The 17,464-nt window shown below is 37.7% G+C and carries 12 protein-coding genes; 3 read left to right on the forward strand and 9 right to left on the reverse strand.

The annotated features are described in order from the left end of the window. Positions 1 to 132: 132 nt before the first annotated feature. The 9 genes from B0E34_RS09055 to B0E34_RS09090 all read right to left on the reverse strand — a co-directional run bounded on the left by B0E34_RS09055 (position 133) and on the right by B0E34_RS09090 (position 13,127). Positions 133 to 1,800: a glycoside hydrolase family 28 protein gene (locus tag B0E34_RS09055; protein ID WP_087708863.1), complete on the reverse strand. Its 1,668-nt coding sequence runs from the start codon at positions 1,798 to 1,800 to the stop codon at positions 133 to 135. A gap of 4 nt (positions 1,801 to 1,804) precedes the next feature. Further along, on the reverse strand, positions 1,805 to 2,638 hold the full coding sequence (locus B0E34_RS09060; protein WP_087708865.1) for a rhamnogalacturonan acetylesterase: 834 nt from the start codon (positions 2,636 to 2,638) through the stop codon (positions 1,805 to 1,807). A 125-nt stretch (positions 2,639 to 2,763) separates the two neighbouring features. Then, positions 2,764 to 4,407, reverse strand: a complete 1,644-nt coding sequence (locus B0E34_RS09065; protein WP_087708867.1) for a glycoside hydrolase family 43 protein — start codon at positions 4,405 to 4,407, stop codon at positions 2,764 to 2,766. 271 nt (positions 4,408 to 4,678) lie between these two features. Then, a complete protein-coding gene (locus tag B0E34_RS09070) occupies positions 4,679 to 5,938 on the reverse strand; it encodes a glycoside hydrolase family 88/105 protein (protein WP_087708869.1) in 1,260 nt (419 codons plus the stop codon). A gap of 11 nt (positions 5,939 to 5,949) precedes the next feature. Beyond that, on the reverse strand, positions 5,950 to 6,945 hold the full coding sequence (locus tag B0E34_RS09075; protein ID WP_087708997.1) for a DUF4861 family protein: 996 nt from the start codon (positions 6,943 to 6,945) through the stop codon (positions 5,950 to 5,952). Positions 6,946 to 6,998: 53 nt separating this feature from the next. Next, positions 6,999 to 7,136, reverse strand: coding sequence for a hypothetical protein (locus B0E34_RS21030; RefSeq protein ID WP_185117449.1), 138 nt, complete (start codon positions 7,134 to 7,136; stop codon positions 6,999 to 7,001). Between the two features lie 34 nt (positions 7,137 to 7,170). Next, positions 7,171 to 8,193 carry a pectinesterase family protein gene (locus B0E34_RS09080; RefSeq protein WP_087708871.1) on the reverse strand — a complete coding sequence of 341 codons (1,023 nt, stop codon included), beginning with the start codon at positions 8,191 to 8,193 and terminating at the stop codon, positions 7,171 to 7,173. A 79-nt stretch (positions 8,194 to 8,272) separates the two neighbouring features. Continuing rightward, positions 8,273 to 10,105, reverse strand: a complete 1,833-nt coding sequence (locus tag B0E34_RS09085; protein ID WP_087708999.1) for a RagB/SusD family nutrient uptake outer membrane protein — start codon at positions 10,103 to 10,105, stop codon at positions 8,273 to 8,275. 10 nt (positions 10,106 to 10,115) lie between these two features. Next, positions 10,116 to 13,127, reverse strand: coding sequence for a SusC/RagA family TonB-linked outer membrane protein (locus B0E34_RS09090; RefSeq protein WP_087708873.1), 3,012 nt, complete (start codon positions 13,125 to 13,127; stop codon positions 10,116 to 10,118). 852 nt (positions 13,128 to 13,979) lie between these two features. Here B0E34_RS09090 and kduI point away from each other — a divergent pair. The 3 genes from kduI to uxaC are packed head-to-tail and all read left to right on the forward strand — an operon-like array spanning position 13,980 to position 17,023. Further along, a complete protein-coding gene (gene kduI, locus B0E34_RS09095) occupies positions 13,980 to 14,816 on the forward strand; it encodes a 5-dehydro-4-deoxy-D-glucuronate isomerase (RefSeq protein WP_087708875.1) in 837 nt (278 codons plus the stop codon). A gap of 10 nt (positions 14,817 to 14,826) precedes the next feature. Continuing rightward, positions 14,827 to 15,609 (forward strand): gluconate 5-dehydrogenase, encoded by a 783-nt coding sequence (locus B0E34_RS09100; RefSeq protein WP_087708877.1) that lies wholly within the window; start codon positions 14,827 to 14,829, stop codon positions 15,607 to 15,609. 16 nt (positions 15,610 to 15,625) lie between these two features. Beyond that, complete coding sequence (gene uxaC, locus B0E34_RS09105; protein ID WP_087709001.1) at positions 15,626 to 17,023, forward strand: glucuronate isomerase; 1,398 nt, start codon at positions 15,626 to 15,628, stop codon at positions 17,021 to 17,023. Positions 17,024 to 17,464 lie beyond the last annotated feature (441 nt).

Below are 17,464 nucleotides of genomic sequence, written 5' to 3' on the forward strand. Positions count from 1 at the left end.
AATTTTAAACCATTAAGGAGATTGAAGAGGTTAAGTTTTATTAAGAAAATCAGTATGATTTTATCTTAAAATAAAGCGATATTACCTGTCTTAACAGCTTAATTGATTTTAATGGTTTAAATTATTGATACACTATTTAACTGCATTTTTCGATACATCCGTTCCGATAGAAAGTGCATTTTTATCGGACGTAATTTCTTTTGGTAATAAGACTGCACCTGTTTTATTTCCTAACACTTTTACAACAGGTTTATTTGCAGAATCAAACTTCACGGTTGAAAGATTGATGTTTTTGCTGTTGTAGATCGTTGCTCCCGTTCCTTCGGAATATTTCAGCTTTACATTTTTTAACTGAATTCCGTCTGCATCTACTATGGTTAAAGCTTTTCGGGTATCAAACTGAGAATCTTCAATCACAATATTTTTAAGATTCATTTCAGCTAAACCGAATAAGGTAATCGCTTCATCGGAATTGGTTGCTGTAATGTTTTTAAAGAAAATATTTCTGAAAACCGGCGTTTCTTCCGTTACGGGATATACTTTTTCCGGAGCTTTGTTGCCTTCCTGTTTCTGTCCGTCTTCCAGAACCGGAGATGCGCCTTCGTAGAACATATTGAAACCGATCACCTGAGTCGGAATATTAATCATATCAATATTTTTAATGTAAATATTTTCCACAATTCCTCCTCTTCCGCGAGTGGTTTTGAAACGGAGCCCGATATCTGTTCCGATGAAAGTACAATCTGAAACGTGGATATTTCTTGCTCCGCCCGACATTTCACTGCCAATAACGAAACCTCCATGACCGTGGTACACAATATTGTTTTTAATGATAACATTTTCAGTCGGCATTCCTCTTTTTCTTCCGTCTTTGTCTTTTCCGGATTTTATACAGATGGCATCGTCTCCTACATCAAACGTATTGTCATAGATCAGAACGTTTTTGCAGGATTCCAGATCCACGCCGTCTCCATTTTGTGAAAACCATGGATTTCGGATGGTAAGATTCCTTAAAATAACATTGGAACACATCAAAGGATGAAGATTCCATGCCGGAGAATTCTGGAATGTCGGTCCGTCCAGCAAAACTTTGTCGCATTCCACCAGACTTACCATTACCGGACGGAGAAAATCTTTCACCGTAATCAGTTCGTCTTTGGAAATCTTGTCGGGAACATTGAAGTTGGAGCTGCTTTCCAATCCTTTTTTATAGCTTTCCGAAGGATACCAGTTTTTGCCGTCCGAAGATACAATTCCGCCGGATTTTACAATTTCTTTCCATTCAGATTCAGACACTTTGCTTTTTTTGATGGCTCTCCATGCATCACCGCTTCCGTCGATTATTCCTTTTCCTGTAATGGCAATATTTGTTGCATTTTTTGCCGAAATCGGAGACTGGCAACGCGTTGTATTCAATCCTTCGAAACTTACATCTACCAACGGATAATCATTTTTATCTTTACTGAAAATAATCATCGCACCTTCCTCTACATGAAGATTGATATTGCTTTTCAAGACGATGGGACCTGTAAGCCACATTCCGCGGGGAACGACTAATTTTCCGCCTCCTTTTTTGCTCAGATCTTCGATTGCTTTTTTAAAAGCTTCCGTATTTTTTACATTTCCGCCCGCAATTCCGCCGTATTGTGTGATGGAAACGGTGTTGGCTGCAAAAGAAGTTTCTGCAACCTGCGGCATTTTAAACTCAATATTTTTATAAATATCAGAATTCTGAGCACAGATTTGCCCTGAAAATAGCATTGCTGCTGCTAAACCGATCACTTTAAAAGTCTTCTTCATTTTATTATTTTTGAGTTTTAATTATTTTTTTAAATTCCTGATAAACAATGGATGCTACTACTTTTGCTCCTTCTGGCTGAAAATGAGTGTTGTCTTTCTGACCTTTGGGATAGGCTTCGTATACATTTTCCGGAAGATTCATAAAGTAATGAGTTGTGGTAAAATCCTGTCCTTTTCCGGTAAAATATTCCATAGATAATGTATTCAGATCAATATACGGAACGTTCATTTCTTTAGCAATTTCAATGGGCGCTTTGCTGTATTCGCCGTGTACATTTTCCAGTTTTCCGTCTTTCCATGGGTAATTTCTGGCAACGGGAGTTAAAATAACAGGATTTGCTCCTTTCTGCTTCGTCTGCGTTACAAATAATCTTAAAAATTCTTTGTATCCCTGAATGTTTACGTACCGTTCCGGATGTTTTTCAGAACTGTCGTTATGTCCAAACTGGATGATGACATAATCACCCGGCTGCAAATGTTCGTACACCTCTCTCCATCTTCCTTCCTGAAAAAACGTTCGTGTACTTCTTCCACCATGCGCTTTGTCAATAATCTCCACAGAGTCCGTTGAAATGGCAGGTTTTAAAAAAGCCAAACTGTCTTTCGCAAAAAACGGCTGAAAAACCTGTCCCCATCCTGTAATGGGATATCTTACTTTCATATAATCTTTTCCGGGTTCGTAGTTTCCGGTGTAATCTGCCACGGTAGAATCTCCGATGAGATAAATATGGGTAATCTTTTTAACGTGTTTTGCTGCTGTAGTGTTCTGAGATTTGCATCCCGACAACAGCAAAACGACGATTAAAAATGAAACTATATTATACATTTTTCTATTCATTGATTCTAACTAAATTTTTATGTACACTGTCATTATGAACGAAATGAAATGTAGTGAAGAATCTGATTATTATTTTTCGGTAACAGATCTTGCAGATGGCGCAGATTTTTTAAATCAAATGAAAATTAATTCTTGGTGATTCTGAACCAGTCAAAATCGGCATATCCGCCTCGAGGTGCCTTTGATGTACTAATGCTGTACAGTCCAACTTTGGCTCCGATCCATTTTCCGGGTTTTGCCTGAAAAAGATCACCTGTTTTGATGAAATTTTTTCCGTTTTCGCTGTAGCTGAACTGGCATAAACCATTCGGTTCGTTTACATTTACTTTTAGATAGACTTCGTTGCTTTTTAATTTTGTTTCAAATAAAATCTTTTCTTCGCCGCCTTTATCTGCTTTTTCGGCTCTTCTTAACTGTACATAAAATCCATCCGGTTTGTTGGTAATCACGATGGACTGATGATCCAGTCCCATTACTAAAAGTCCTGCGGTTTTACCTTCTTTGGCATCTTCGGGCGTTAATTTAACTTTTGTGGAAGCTGCGAAATTGGGAGCCGGAAATTTCTGAGTTAACAGATTCGGGACGTTCCAAAGGTTGTTTTCACTTTCGGGAACTTTTATGGAGAATAATCTTAAAAACTTCTGTCCGGGAAGTTTGGAAGACCATACGATATTTTCATTTGCACTCCACTGCCATTGTAGTCCTAATTTTTCACCATCAAATTCATCGGTTTCGGGCGGGGTAACGATAGGATAGGATTGTCCTACGTTTGGTTTTTTATACGTTAAAACAGGTTCACCGATTCCGTTTTTATTATGGTCAATTCCTATAAAAGGCCAGTCTTTTTCCCACTTCATGGGTTGCAGGTGAACAATTCTTCCTCCCGCATCCACATCCTGAAAGTGATAAAACCAGTCTTCTCCGGAAGGTGTATCTACCCACGCTCCCTGATGCGGTCCGTTTATTTTTGTGGAGCCCTGTTCCAGCACAATTTTTTCTTCGTAAGGTCCGTATATATTTTTTGATCTCAATGCCAATTGCCAACCTGTAGCAACGCCGCCTGCCGGAGCAAAAATATAGTAATAGCCGTTTCTTTTATACATTTTAGGACCTTCAACGGTGGGATGAGCATCGTGACCGTCGAAAACGTGAATGCCTTTATCCAGCACTTTTGTTCCTTCCGGATTCATCTTATTTAATGTTAAAATACTTTTTACTCCGGCACGGCTTCCCGCCCAGCCGTGAACCAGATAAGCGTTTCCATCTTCATCCCAGAACGGACAGGAATCTATCAGTCCTTTTCCTTGCATTACTAAAACAGGTTCGTCCCATTTTCTCAGAGGATCTTTGGTTTTTACCATATAGATTCCGAAATCGGGATCGCCCCAGTAAATATAAAATTCGCCATTGTGAAATCTCATACTCGGAGCCCAGATTCCGTCGCCTCGTTTTGGGGTTGAAAAATGTTCTTTCGGCAGAATATCCTGAATGGCATAATTCACCAGTTTCCAGTTCACCATATCTTTTGAATGAAGAATCGGCAAACCGGGAGTTTCATTGAAGCTTGAAGCCGTCATGTAATAATCATCTCCCACACGAATCACGTCCGGATCGGAATAATCTGCGTACAGAACAGGGTTTCTGTAGTTTTTTCCCTGATCGGCAGTCCATACTTCGGAAACGTAGTTTTTTTCCTGTGCGCTCAAATAATTTGATGCAAGGGAAAAAATGGCTATTGAAAATATATTTAAAATGTTTTTTGTTTTCATAAATCAGATTTTTAATCTGGTTTAAATTTTAACGCCATGAGCGGAAAGATTTTTTTTAATGGCTTACTTCATATTTTTCGATCGCAAAGGTTCTTCGACAAGCTCAGCATAAACTATTCACTCAGCAAATGATAGTTTTTGAAATTATATAAGAACATTTTTTAACCATTAAGATTTATTAAGGAGTTTAGTGTAGTTAAGATTAGCTATACTTTAAGTTTTCTGTTTTAAAATGATAGATTTAACCTTAATGACTTAATGGTTTTAAGTATTATTTTTCAAACTCCAGACTTGCCAGAATGAATGGCCCTGTTCCTTTGGCATCATTGGAACGGATTTCTTCATTAATGTAATATTCGTAAGAACCGTCACGATAAGGTTTTCCGCCCAAACCTGCAACAGCACAGCATTTATTTAAATTTACCACTCCGTTTTCATCAACAGTGATTAAATTTTTAATAATTCCGTCGTAGCCTTTTTTAGCATACGTTTTATAGGATTTCGGCAAATAACCGTTGTTCACAGATTTGATGATGGTGTAAACAAACATGGATGAGGCGGTTGCTTCGGTGTAATTCCCTTTTTCTCCTGCCTTATTCAAAACCTGATACCACAGTCCGCTGTTTTTATCCTGAACTTTAATGATGGCATCAGTGTAGGATTTGATGTAAGAAATTAACCTTGCTCTTCCGGGATGATCTTTTGGCAGATAATCCAGAACATCTACCATCGCCATTCCGTACCATCCCATTGCTCTTCCCCAGAAATTCTGCGATAGTCCGGTTTCTTTGTCTGCCCAAGCTTCTTTTTTGCTTTCGTCCCATGCGTGATAGAGAAGACCTGTTTTTTTATCAAGAAGATGCTCCTGAACAGAATCGAACTGTAAAAGGATGTCATCATACGCTTTTGCCGCATCGGCTCCTTTCACGAAGTCGTGTGTATAATGCGTGTAGAAAGGCATTCCCATGTATAAACCATCCAGCCAAACCTGATAAGGATAAATTTTTTTGTGCCAGAAAGAGCCTTCTTTCGTTCTTGGCTGTCCGTCTATCTGAAGACGAAGGGTTTGAAGTGCTTTCAGGTATTTTTCTTTTTTTTCTTTTTCGTAAAGATAAAGGAGAACGTTTCCGCTGTTCAGCATATCGATATTATACTTATCAAGCTCATAGGTAATGATGGTTCCGTCTTCCTGAATGAGCTTTTCTCCAAATTCGCTGATGTAGTTGTAGTATTCTTTTTTGCCAGTTTTGGCATACAGTTTTTCTGCACCATCAAGGACAATGGCAGTAGGATACGTCCATTTCGGGGCTTTGCTGAAATCCAGCATCCATGCCTCAGGAAAGCGGTGGATTTCGGACAGCATCATTCTTTCGGACCATTTCAGATTGAGGGGAACTTTTTTTTCGGAATTTGAAGATTGCTTCTGAATTGAAGTATTAACCGGAGTTTTTGTCTGCGCACAGGCTGAAAAGATGCCTGAACTTAAAGCGACCAGTGTGAATAGTTTGATATGTTGATTAATGAAATTCATGATTGTAAACGTTAAAGTTGATTATTTTTATCTAAAATTTCCAGTTTTTGATCTAAATCCTGATAGAAAGCTTCTTCTGTTTTTAAACCGTTCGGTTCCAGAGACCATGCTCCTAAAAAGTAATAGGAAACGTTTTTTGTCTTCTTGAAAACAACGGTATGCGTAGATTTTGTCTTTATATATTTATCAAAGCTTTCAAGAGAGTAGAAGACTGCCATTCCGAGATTGTCGTCTTTTTTGGTTTCGGTCTGGTTACCGTAAGTTGCGATGTAAGCCCATTTTTTATTTTTGCTGATTCCCTGTTTCAGCGGAATATTTTTTATGGCAACAATTCCGGTGCATAACCCTGAAATAGAATTACTGAGATTTAAATCCACTTTTACAAAACGGTCTTTATTGAAAATGGTAAGTTTTGAAGCAAGATCAATGGCATCGCCCCATGTTTTCCAGCCTGTGTATTCGATGGTTGCGTAAGACTGTTCTTTTTCATTCACCACTTTCGCGTCGGTACTTTTTACGATTTTAAATGTTTCAACAAAATCATTCTGCTCATCATATCTTCCGTAGGAACCAATTCCGATGGTGCGTCCGGATTTCAGAATATCCTGTCCCCAAGCTGCATCGTGATGATACGATTCAAAACCATCCTGTCCGACTTCCGGCAACACCAAAGTATTGACTTTTTTACCAAAAATATCCGTGGCATTTCTCCAGTCGAGATATAAGCGGTATCCGATCTGGTTGTTTTCCAGACCGATGCCTTCGTATCTGATGTAGGTGGAATGATCGGTATGTGATTCCGGAATGGTGAGTTCCTGAACGTTTTTGAAAGTTCCTCCGATGTATTTGTCGCCTTCCCATTTTCCGCCTTCTTTCACTGCAAGTTCTGCATAAGAGAACGGAGATTTAGGATTGTTTCTGATCTTTTGAATAACAGAAGTCTGAGCCTGAAAATTTGAGGACACGAATACTGCTGCAGCTATTATTTTAAATACATTCAATTTCATATACATTTTATTAGATCACTGTTTTCAATAAAAGTTTTCATGGTTATTTGCTTTTATTGTTGTCCGGTTATATTTTTCACGAGATCATTAAAGTAAACTTCAATATTGTCATAGTTTTTATCCAGATCTTTTCCTTTGGCATTGGCAACTTCAGGATTCAGTATGTTTTTAATTTCCCATTCATCGGGCATTCCGTCATTATAAAAATTGTGGTGTTTAGAATATTTACTTAAAATTTAGTAGCGGATTCCAGTTGTCTTTTCCTTTTAAAACCTGTTCTCTTGTATATTTTTTGGCTTCGGTTTTGGTTAGCTGATGCGACCATGATACTCTTTTGGAGTGATCTGAACCGCTTCCTTTGGAGTTAAATTCTGCATAAAACGTGGTCTTTTCTGCATCGGGCTTGTTCCAGTTGTGCCATCCTTCCGGTTGTATGGTGGAATTCATTTCACAATTGAGGTAAACGGTCTTGGCAAAAGGTCTCCACGGTCTTCCTAAATAGACTGAACTTTCTTTTGCGTTTCCTTCTATTTTTGAATTGATAAAAACAAATCCGAATTCGTTTTCCTGTGGAGTAGAAGCTGCGGTAACATAGCTTGCCGATTCTTTCGAATAAATGATACACTCCTCAAAAACAGCGGTTCCGGCTCCGAAAATATAGTCGGTTGTTCCTTCGATGTAACAGTTTTTAAAATAATTTCTGGAGGGTTTTGTCTTGTCTGATGAATCCTGAACGCCTTTTAAATACAGCGTATCCTGATTTCCTAAGAATCTGCAGTTTTCAAAAGCTATTCGGTCGCCCGTCGTTAAAACAGAAACTGCCTGTCCTACTTTTCCTGAACTGTTTTCGAATGAAATATTTTTTGCTGTAAAATCATTAGCATAAATAAAAACCGTTGAAGAACCTGTAGTTCCGAATTCTTTTCCTTCCGGATTCTTTTTTGATGCAAAATCATCATAGGTGATGATGGTTTTTTCAGGATTTTCACCTTCAAGCAAAATAGCGCCTTTTGTTTCCGGAATGGTAATTTTTTCTTTGTAAATTCCTTCTTTTACTACAATTCTCGTTCTTACGGAAGATCCGTTTTCTGCTTCATTGATGGCTTGCTGAATGGTGGAGAAATTTCCTTTTCCGTCTTTTGAAACCACGATGGTTTTATCGATGGATTTAAAAGAAAGAAAACTGAGCAATACGATCAGAAAAGCAAAAAAAGAATTTAAATTTTTAAGAAAAAAGAAAGCTTTCATTGAAATTTTTTTGATTAAAATACAGACTCCACTTTGGAGATGAAGCCTGTATTTTTCTGATATGAATGTGAACTATTTTCTAATACCCATAATCCTGCGTAAGATTATAATTGGAGTTGATTACATCTAAAGCAATCGGCAGTAATTCTTTTCTGTTAGCCTGGAAATAATAGGCATAACTTTTCACAGGATCTCCACTGATGTAAGGCTGCGTCATCGCCAGTCTCCAGTTTACTTTTGTATATCCGGAAGGCGTTGCAACACTTTGGTTCGGACTGTAGAAAATATCTGCTTTGGCAACTCCTGTTGCGGTGTAGAAATCGATATCCGAAACGTTTTGCTGTGCTGTTCTGTCTTTGTTATAGGCTACTTTTTTGTAGAAGATGTATTCCGGAACGTTGGCATAAGCTCCTGTACCGTTCATAAACTGGGTAAGTTTAGCTCTTGTTTCGTTGATTTTCGTTTCTAAAAGATTCCAGCGGATCAGATCGTATTTTCTAAGACCTTCACCTCCGAATTCCAGTTGTCTTTCTTTAACGATATAATTAAAGAATCCTGTTTTGTCGGTCGGAATAGTTCCCACCTGACTTAAATTTCCTGCATACGCTCTCTGTCTTACCGAAAGAACGGCATTCACTGCCTGTGCAGAAGGTCCGTTATTAAGCTCATTATCTGCTTCGGCAAACATTAATAGAATATCTGCATATCTCAGCAAAGGCCAGTCGATTCCAAGGTTTTGTGAAGTTCCGGTGATGAAAGTCCATGATTTTCTGAATTTTCCGTCGTTCCAGTTGATGGAAGTCTGAAGTTCTTCCTGCTTTGAAGTATTTACCCTGAAGATGGCAATATTTACATCTCTTCTCAGGTCATACTTTGTAAATTCATAAAAATAAACAGGGATTGCGCTGATTCCTCCGGAAGATTTCCAGTCGGTATCATCATGTCTTAAACCGTTGTAATATCCTATTTTACTGTCTGTTCTGGAGTTTCCTCCGAAAGCTCCGATAGCATAAATTACTTCGTTGGATGTATCTGCGCTGTTGGTATGCAGTGATCTGAATAATCCTTCATAACTCGGATTCAACTGATGCTGCCCGGAATTGATGATGTCTTTACATTCGTCATAAGCAATCTGATAATATTTCTGAGGATTGGAACCCTGCATCATCTGTTGCGGGCTTCTTCTTAATGAATATCCGGCTCTTGCCAGTGCGATTCTCGCTCTTAATCCTTTTACGGCTGCTTTCGAAATTCTCTGAGCGGTGGTTCCGCCTTCGGATCTCCAAGGAACTAAACTTTCCGCTTTTAAAAGATCTTCCAGAATCTTATCATAAATAACGTCTCTGTCTGTTTTTGGCAGATACACGCTCGGAAGATCGGCAGAAGGAACATCCTGAAAAGGAACGTCGCCCCAGTTTTTGATCAGATCATGATAGAAGTGTGCTCTTAAAGTTAAAGCTTCTCCCAAATATCTGTCCATTAATTTTTTATCTGCTGCTGAACCCGTCTGATACACCGGAGAAAGCGGAATGTTTTTAATCACCAGATTGGCTCTTTCAATTCCTGCGTACGTATCTAAAAACGGTCTTAAAAGTTCTGTATTTGTTGGAATGGCTCCGAAACAGCTTACCCCTCTTCGGTCGTTTGCGTTATAATCTCCCGAAGTTCTCATGTCGTCTCCGGATTGAGAAAGAATCAGGTTCATTCTCTGTCCGTAGGTATTGTCTCCCATGGTTGCATTATAGACTCCGACTAAAGCAGAAAAGGTGTCTGCTGCGGAATCAAACTGCTGTTTTTCTGAAGTATTGGATAAGCTTTCTACATCTAAATATTCTTCGCAGGAATTAAGAGAATTCAGAGAAAATATTCCGATGACAGAAAAAAGAATGGCTAAAAATTTATTTTTCTTCATAATATTAGGTTTAAAAAGTGATATCAACTCCTGATAAAATAAATCTGCTTCGCGGATACGCTGCATAATCTACTCCCGGTGTTAAAGGATTTCTTCTTGTGTTGGCTTCCGGATCATACCCGGAATATCCTGTAATCGTGAACAGGTTGTTCATCGTAAAATACAATCTGAAATTGGATAATCCCAATTGTTTGGTGAAATCTTTTCCTAAAGAATATCCTATTGTAACGTTGTTCAGTCTCAGGAAAGAACCGTCTTCAATAGCATACGAATGAAGGAAGTAAGCTCCTGCAGGAGGTGTAAATCCTGTTGTATTGGCGTTTAAGGCGGCAAGAGCGGTAGGATCATTCACTTTATTTCCTGCATCATCAAACCATCTCCATCGGTTGGCAACTTCAGCCAGCATATTGTTGTCTCGGTAAAGATACTGTGTAGAGTATTCTATTTTGTTTGCGTTATATACTTTATTTCCTACAGAGAAATTGAACATTAGGCTCATATCCCAGTTTTTGTAACGGAAGGTCTGGTTGAAACCTCCGTAAAACTTCGGTTGTGCGCTTCCCAGATCCGTCATATCTTTATTATCAATAATTCCGTCACCGTTAAGGTCTGCAAGTTTAAGATCTCCCGGCTGTACAGCTTTCGCTCCGTTTGCTGCTGCTGCAGAACTCGGGATTCCTGCTTTTAAAGTATAAACCTGAGTCGTAGGATTATAATCGAAATCGCTTACTTCATATCTTCCTGCGGTAATGTATCCCCAATATGTTCCTACCGGTTTTCCGACCTGTACAAGGAAATCGTTCAGGTTGTTTTGCCATCCTGAAGGATATAGATAAGAATTTGCACTTGCGGAAGCACTGTTTCCTAAACTTTTGATCACATTTTTATTGGAAGATAAATTCGCATCAATTTTCCAGTTAAAGTTTTCTTTGTTGATGATCGCAGCGCCTACAGAAAATTCAATTCCTTTATTGGAAGTGCTTCCCGAGTTTTGATACTGATATTCATATCCTGAAGTCTGAGGAATTTTAGCCAGCAATAAAAGGTTTTTTGTATCGGTCTGATAAACATCTACCGTTCCGTAAACTCTTCCGTTGAATAATCCAAAATCTACCCCGATATTTTTAGAAGCCGCCGATTCCCACTTTACATTAAGATTAGACATAATCGCTCCTGTTGTAGCTCCCGGTGTTACATTGTTTCCAAAAGCATACCCGTAATCTGATGATGTCGTGAAAAACGTACTGTATAAAAATGCCGGTATTCTGTTGTTTCCGGATAAACCGTATCCTGCACGAAGTTTTAATTCGCTCACTACTTTACTGTCTTTCAGGAAATTTTCTTCATTTACTTTCCATGCAACTGAAGCCGCCGGAAAATAGCCCCATCTGTTTCCGGGTCCGAATACACTGGAACCATCCGCCCTCATGGAAGCAGTAAAGATATATTTGTTGTTAAAAATATAGTTGGCTCTTGCAAAAAATGAAACCAGACGATCTGGTAAAACGTTTGTTTTTGGAATATCCTGAACCTGTCCCGATGGAGGAGAAGCCGCCTGAATATTGGCAAATGCCTCTTCTGCACTGATGGATTTCGGGAACCATTTGATGTTCATCGTTAAGGATTCTGCATCTGTTTTTACGGTTTCCTGTCCTGCCAGTAAATCCAGCTTATGATTTCCGAAAGTTTTTCTGAAATTCAGCGTATTGGTATTCGTGATTCTTCTGGATTGCGATTTGCTCAGAAAAACAACAGGCTGATCATTGTTTTGTCTTGCAAGAGAAGTAACCGGTCCGGAAAACTGATTCACCATTTCATCTCTCTGTACATATCCGATCACACTTCTGAAAGTGAAATCTTTATTGATTCTGTATTCGATGATCCCATTTAAAAGGAGGTCGTTTCTTCCGTTTTCTTTCACCTCGCTGTTCGCTAAAAGGATAGGGTTTACAAGGTTTGTTTCGTTGGCAAATAAAGGATCGAACTCATCTACATTTACATTGGAACCACCTTCAAACGGCTGATATCTTACGGCGTTTCTCAGTCTGTTGGTACTTTGCGAACCCGTGGAAGAAGTTCCTGCTCCGTAGATCATCTGACGGCTGTATCTGGCATTTAATGTGATGCTGATTTTTTTCGAAACATCATAATCATACTTAAAGTTTGCCATATTTCTTTTGAATCCGGAACCGATCATAATTCCGTCTTCCTGTACATTATTTAAGGATAAGGAGAAAGAAGAATTATCAGATCCTCCTGTTACGGAAAGATTATGCGTAAAATTGAATGCCTCTCTTCCGAAAACTTCATCCTGCCAGTCTCTCTTTTTTACAGATTTGTACTTTTCCAGATCTGCAAAAGTTCCGTATCTCGCTTTGAATGCATCAATATCAGTCTGTACACCGCCTTTGTTGTATATTTCGTACTGATAGAGAACGTATTGATAAGGATCCAGAACATCTATCGTATTCTGAATTTTTCTTACCCCTAAAAATCCGTTGTAATTAATTGATGTTTTTGCTCTCTTACGACCGCCTTTCGTCGTAATAAGGACAACACCGTTGGCTCCTCTTGCTCCGTAAATACTCGTGGATGAAGCATCTTTTAAAACTTCGATCGACTGGATTTCCTTCGGAGAAAGAATAGAAAGCGCATTATCCATCTGTACGCCGTCTACAATGTATAGCGGAGCGTTGCTCCCTGTAATGGAGTTTCCTCCTCTTACTACGATATCTACATCGGCTCCCGGTGAACCTTCACTCAGAGAAACCTGTACTCCCGCCATTCTTCCCTGTATTGCTTCAGCAGCATTAGTAGAAGGCATATCTTTTATAGCTTCTGCTTTTACAGAAGAAACAGCATTGGTAACGTCTTTTTTAGAAACTTTTGTGTATCCCACCAGAACCACTTCGTCGATTTTGGTTTCTTTTTCCTTCGTTTCTTTTTCTTGAGCCATTGCAAGGACAGGAAGTAGAAAGACAGTTAGATATAACCACTTTACTGATTGTACTTTTTTATCCATTTTGTATCCTTATAGTTTTAATTTTGGTTGAAAGTCTTTTTTCAATCTTTGTCTTCATTGGTGGATCTTGGAAGTATTCTACTGTTTTTTGTGGTTTATATTTTCAGAAAAAATACACTTTCCTTAGTGCAATCGATTGCGTAATTTTTCAATTCAAAATATTATCGCTCCTAAACTAATATTATTTTTGAATATGCAAAGAAAAAAATATTATTTTTTCATTAATTTGAAAAGAATTACTGTAATTTATAATTAATTTTTAAATATTAAATAATTGTTAATCAGTGTATTATTTCGTTTAATAGTCTTTTGGTTTGGGTTCATATTTTTCTGTTCTGATGATGACATAAATTAAAAAAAACTTAAAATATGAGCGATTTTCAAGCTTCAAATTTCCCCAAATTCATCACCAAGAACTACAAAATTTGACATTTTACTGATTTTTATCAGTTTTTTGAGCCTGAATTTATCTATAATTTTTCAGTGATAATTTTTATCTGCATTATATGTATAGAATAAATTTATTTTGAATTATTATTACAAAATCAATATTGTTAAAATCTAACAACTTTTATCTTCAAATTTAATTTTAGATAATTCCTGATGTATATATTTGGTTAAATAATCATTAAATTTTTGATCGTAATTTAGTAAATTATAGATTTAATTTATTATTTAAAGTATTGAAAAATAGTATTTTATAATATTTTATTAAATTTTTATTGATCATTTGAATATTAATTATATATTTATCCCGAAAGTATTTCTACAAGTTTTTAGTGTGATTTATGCAATCGATTACACAATGTTTAACCGGTTTTATCAAAACCGCAAAAATGAATATAAAAGAAGATGACAAAATCTGAGTTTCGTTACGCCCATCATCCCGAAGATGTTAAAAAATATACAACAGAGGATTTAAGAAGGGAATTTTTGATGAATAACCTATTCAATGAAGATCAGATCAATGTAGTATATTCTATGTACGACAGAATGATTGTCGGAGGTGCAATGCCTGTGAAAAGCCCATTGAAGCTGGAACCGACAGACGATTTGAAAGCTGAAAATTTCCTTGACAGAAGAGAACTGGGAATCATCAACGTAGGAGCAGCCGGAAAGGTGACTGTTGACGGCGAGGTTTTCGAACTGGCAAACAAAGAAGCTCTGTACATCGGAAAAGGAGCCAAAGATGTGGTTTTTGAAAACGGAAACGAAGGACAGACTTTATTCTATTTCAATTCTGCGCCCGCTCATCATTCATATCCTACAAAGAAAATTACAAAGAACGAAGCCGAAATTGTGGAATTGGGCGAAACAAAATACGCAAATAAAAGAACAATTAATAAACTGATTGTCAATAGCGTACTGGAAACCTGCCAATTACAGATGGGAATGACGGAACTGCACGAAGGAAGTGTCTGGAACACCATGCCATCTCATACACACACCAGAAGAATGGAAGCATACTTCTATTTTGATCTGGAAGAAGGACAGGCGGTAAGTCATTTTCTGGGGCAGCCTCATGAAACGCGTCATATCTTTATGAAAAACAACGAAGCTGTTCTGTCTCCGGAATGGTCCATTCACTCAGGAGTCGGAACTTCCAATTACACCTTCATTTGGGGAATGGCGGGAGAAAACATGGATTATGGCGATATGGATGCTGTAAAAACTAACGAACTAAAGTAATATTTTCCACATGAAATTATTCGATTTATCCGGTAAAGTTGCCGTTGTTACAGGCGGAACTCACGGATTGGGAATGGCAATGGCAGAAGGTCTTGCCGCAGCGGGAGCCGAATTGGCGATTACAAGTACAACACCGAAAAAATTAGACGAAGCGCTGGAATATTATCATTCCAAAGGATATAAAGCAACCGGATATATTTTCGATGTAACCGACGAACGGGAAGCCGCTCAGAAAGTAGCCTTAATGGAAGCTGCTCATGGAAAAATAGACATCCTTGTCAACAATGCAGGAATCATCAAACGCATTCCGGCAATTGATATGGAAGTGGAAGACTTTAGAAAAGTAATCGATGTAGACCTTACCGGACCTTTCATCATGTCCAAATTAGTGGGGAAATACATGATTAAAAGAAAATCCGGAAAAATCATCAACATTTGCTCAATGATGAGTGAGCTGGGACGCGATAACGTTGTTGCGTATGCTTCGGCAAAAGGCGGACTTAAAATGCTCACCAAAAATTTAGCAACAGAATGGGCGAAACATAATATTCAGGTAAACGGAATCGGTCCCGGATATTTTGCAACGTCGCAGACAGAACCCATAAGAGTGGACGGAAATCCGTTCAACGAATTTATCATCAGCAGAACTCCGGAAGGAAGATGGGGAAATCCTGAAGATCTTGCAGGAACGGCTATATTTTTAGCCTCAGATGCAAGTAAATTCATCAACGGACAGATTATTTACGTTGATGGCGGAATTTTAGCAACCATCGGAAAGCCTGCTAATGAATAACACTAGAACTTTAAGAATGAAATCTTTTATTACAGATACTTTTTTATTACAGAATAAATACGCTGAAGAATTATACTTCAACTACGCAGAAAAGCAGCCGATCATTGATTATCATAATCATTTGATTCCTAAAGATATTGCAGAAAACACGGTTTTTGACAATATTTCTAAAGTCTGGATTGCAGGCGATCACTACAAATGGAGAGCAATGCGTACCATGGGAGTGAACGAAAAATTCATTACCGGAGATTCTTCAGATAAAGAAAAATTTGAAGCCTGGGCTAAAACCGTTCCGTATACTTTGAGAAATCCTCTGTATCACTGGACGCATTTAGAACTGAAAAGATATTTCGGAATTAATGAATTGCTGAATGAAAACAACGCTTCAGAAATTTACGATAACATCAACGCTCAGTTGCAGACTCCCGAAAAATCAACAAGAGGTTTATTGGAGATGATGAATGTGGAATCTCTGTGTACAACAGAAGATCCGACTGATATTTTAAATTATCATCAGGATCTGGCAAAAAGCGGCTGGAAAGTAAAAGTAAGCACGGCTTTTCGTCCGGATAAAGCGATTTTAATTGAAAATCACAACTTCGCAGATTATATTGCCAAATTAGGCGAATCGGCAGGAATTGAAATCAATTCTTACCAGACTTTGTGCGACGCATTATTAAAAAGAATTGAATATTTCCACGAAAACGGATGCAGATTATGTGACCACGGACTGAACAATATTTCATTTGAAGAAGCTACAGAAGCGGAAGTAAGTGCCATTTTCAATGATAAACTTTCAGGAAAAGTGATTGCCGAAAAGCAGGTGAATCAGTTTAAAACAGCCATTTTACTGTTCTTAGGAGAAGCGTATCACAAATTTGGATGGGTTCAGCAGTTCCATTTAGGAGCTTTGAGAAACAATAACGAAAGAATGCACAGAATTCTCGGTCCCGATACAGGATGGGATTCTATCGGTGACTTCGTGCAGGCAGAAACTTTGTCTAAATTATTAAACGCTTTAGACGGAAAAGATAAATTAACGAAGACTATTTTATACAATTTAAATCCTGCCGACAACGAAATTTTCGCAACGATGATCGGAAATTTCAACGACGGAAGCATCAAAGGAAAAGTACAGTTCGGTTCGGGTTGGTGGTTTTTAGACCAGAAAGACGGTATGATCAAACAGATGAATGCGCTTTCAAACATGGGATTAATAAGCTGTTTTGTAGGGATGTTAACCGATTCAAGAAGCTTCTTATCATTCCCGAGACACGAATATTTCAGAAGAGTGCTTTGTAATCTTTTCGGGGAAGAAATGAAAAACGGAGAATTGCCACAGGATATGGAACACGTTGGGAAAATTATTTCCGATATCTGTTATCATAATGCTAAAAATTATTTTGATTTTTAAATTTAAATAAGATTAAATCTCTCGCAGATTGAGCAAATTTTGCAGATTTAAAATGATCTGCGTCATCAGCTAAATCTGCGGGAGATTTAAAATATTTTAAACCATTAAGGAGAATTAAGAAGTTAAGTTTTGATTAAGATAAAATCAAAGATTTTAATTCAGCAAAAGCACTTAAAGCGAAGCTCAGCTTAATTTTTCTAAACTCCTAAATAACATCTTAATGGTTGAAATTAAAAACCTTGCAGATTACGCGGATTTTTATAACATAATTATCTGCCAGATTTGTAAAATCAGCGAGAAATAAAAAATATTTTAAACCATTAAGGACAATTAAGTAGTTAAGGTTTTTTAAGCTTAAAATCTTAGATTTTATTAAGCAGATTGCTTAAAGCGATGCTAAAACTTAACTATTCTCAATTCCTTAGTAAATCTTGATGGTTT

The organism is Chryseobacterium mucoviscidosis (assembly GCF_002177115.1).
In the GTDB taxonomy this organism is placed as follows: domain Bacteria; phylum Bacteroidota; class Bacteroidia; order Flavobacteriales; family Weeksellaceae; genus Chryseobacterium; species Chryseobacterium mucoviscidosis.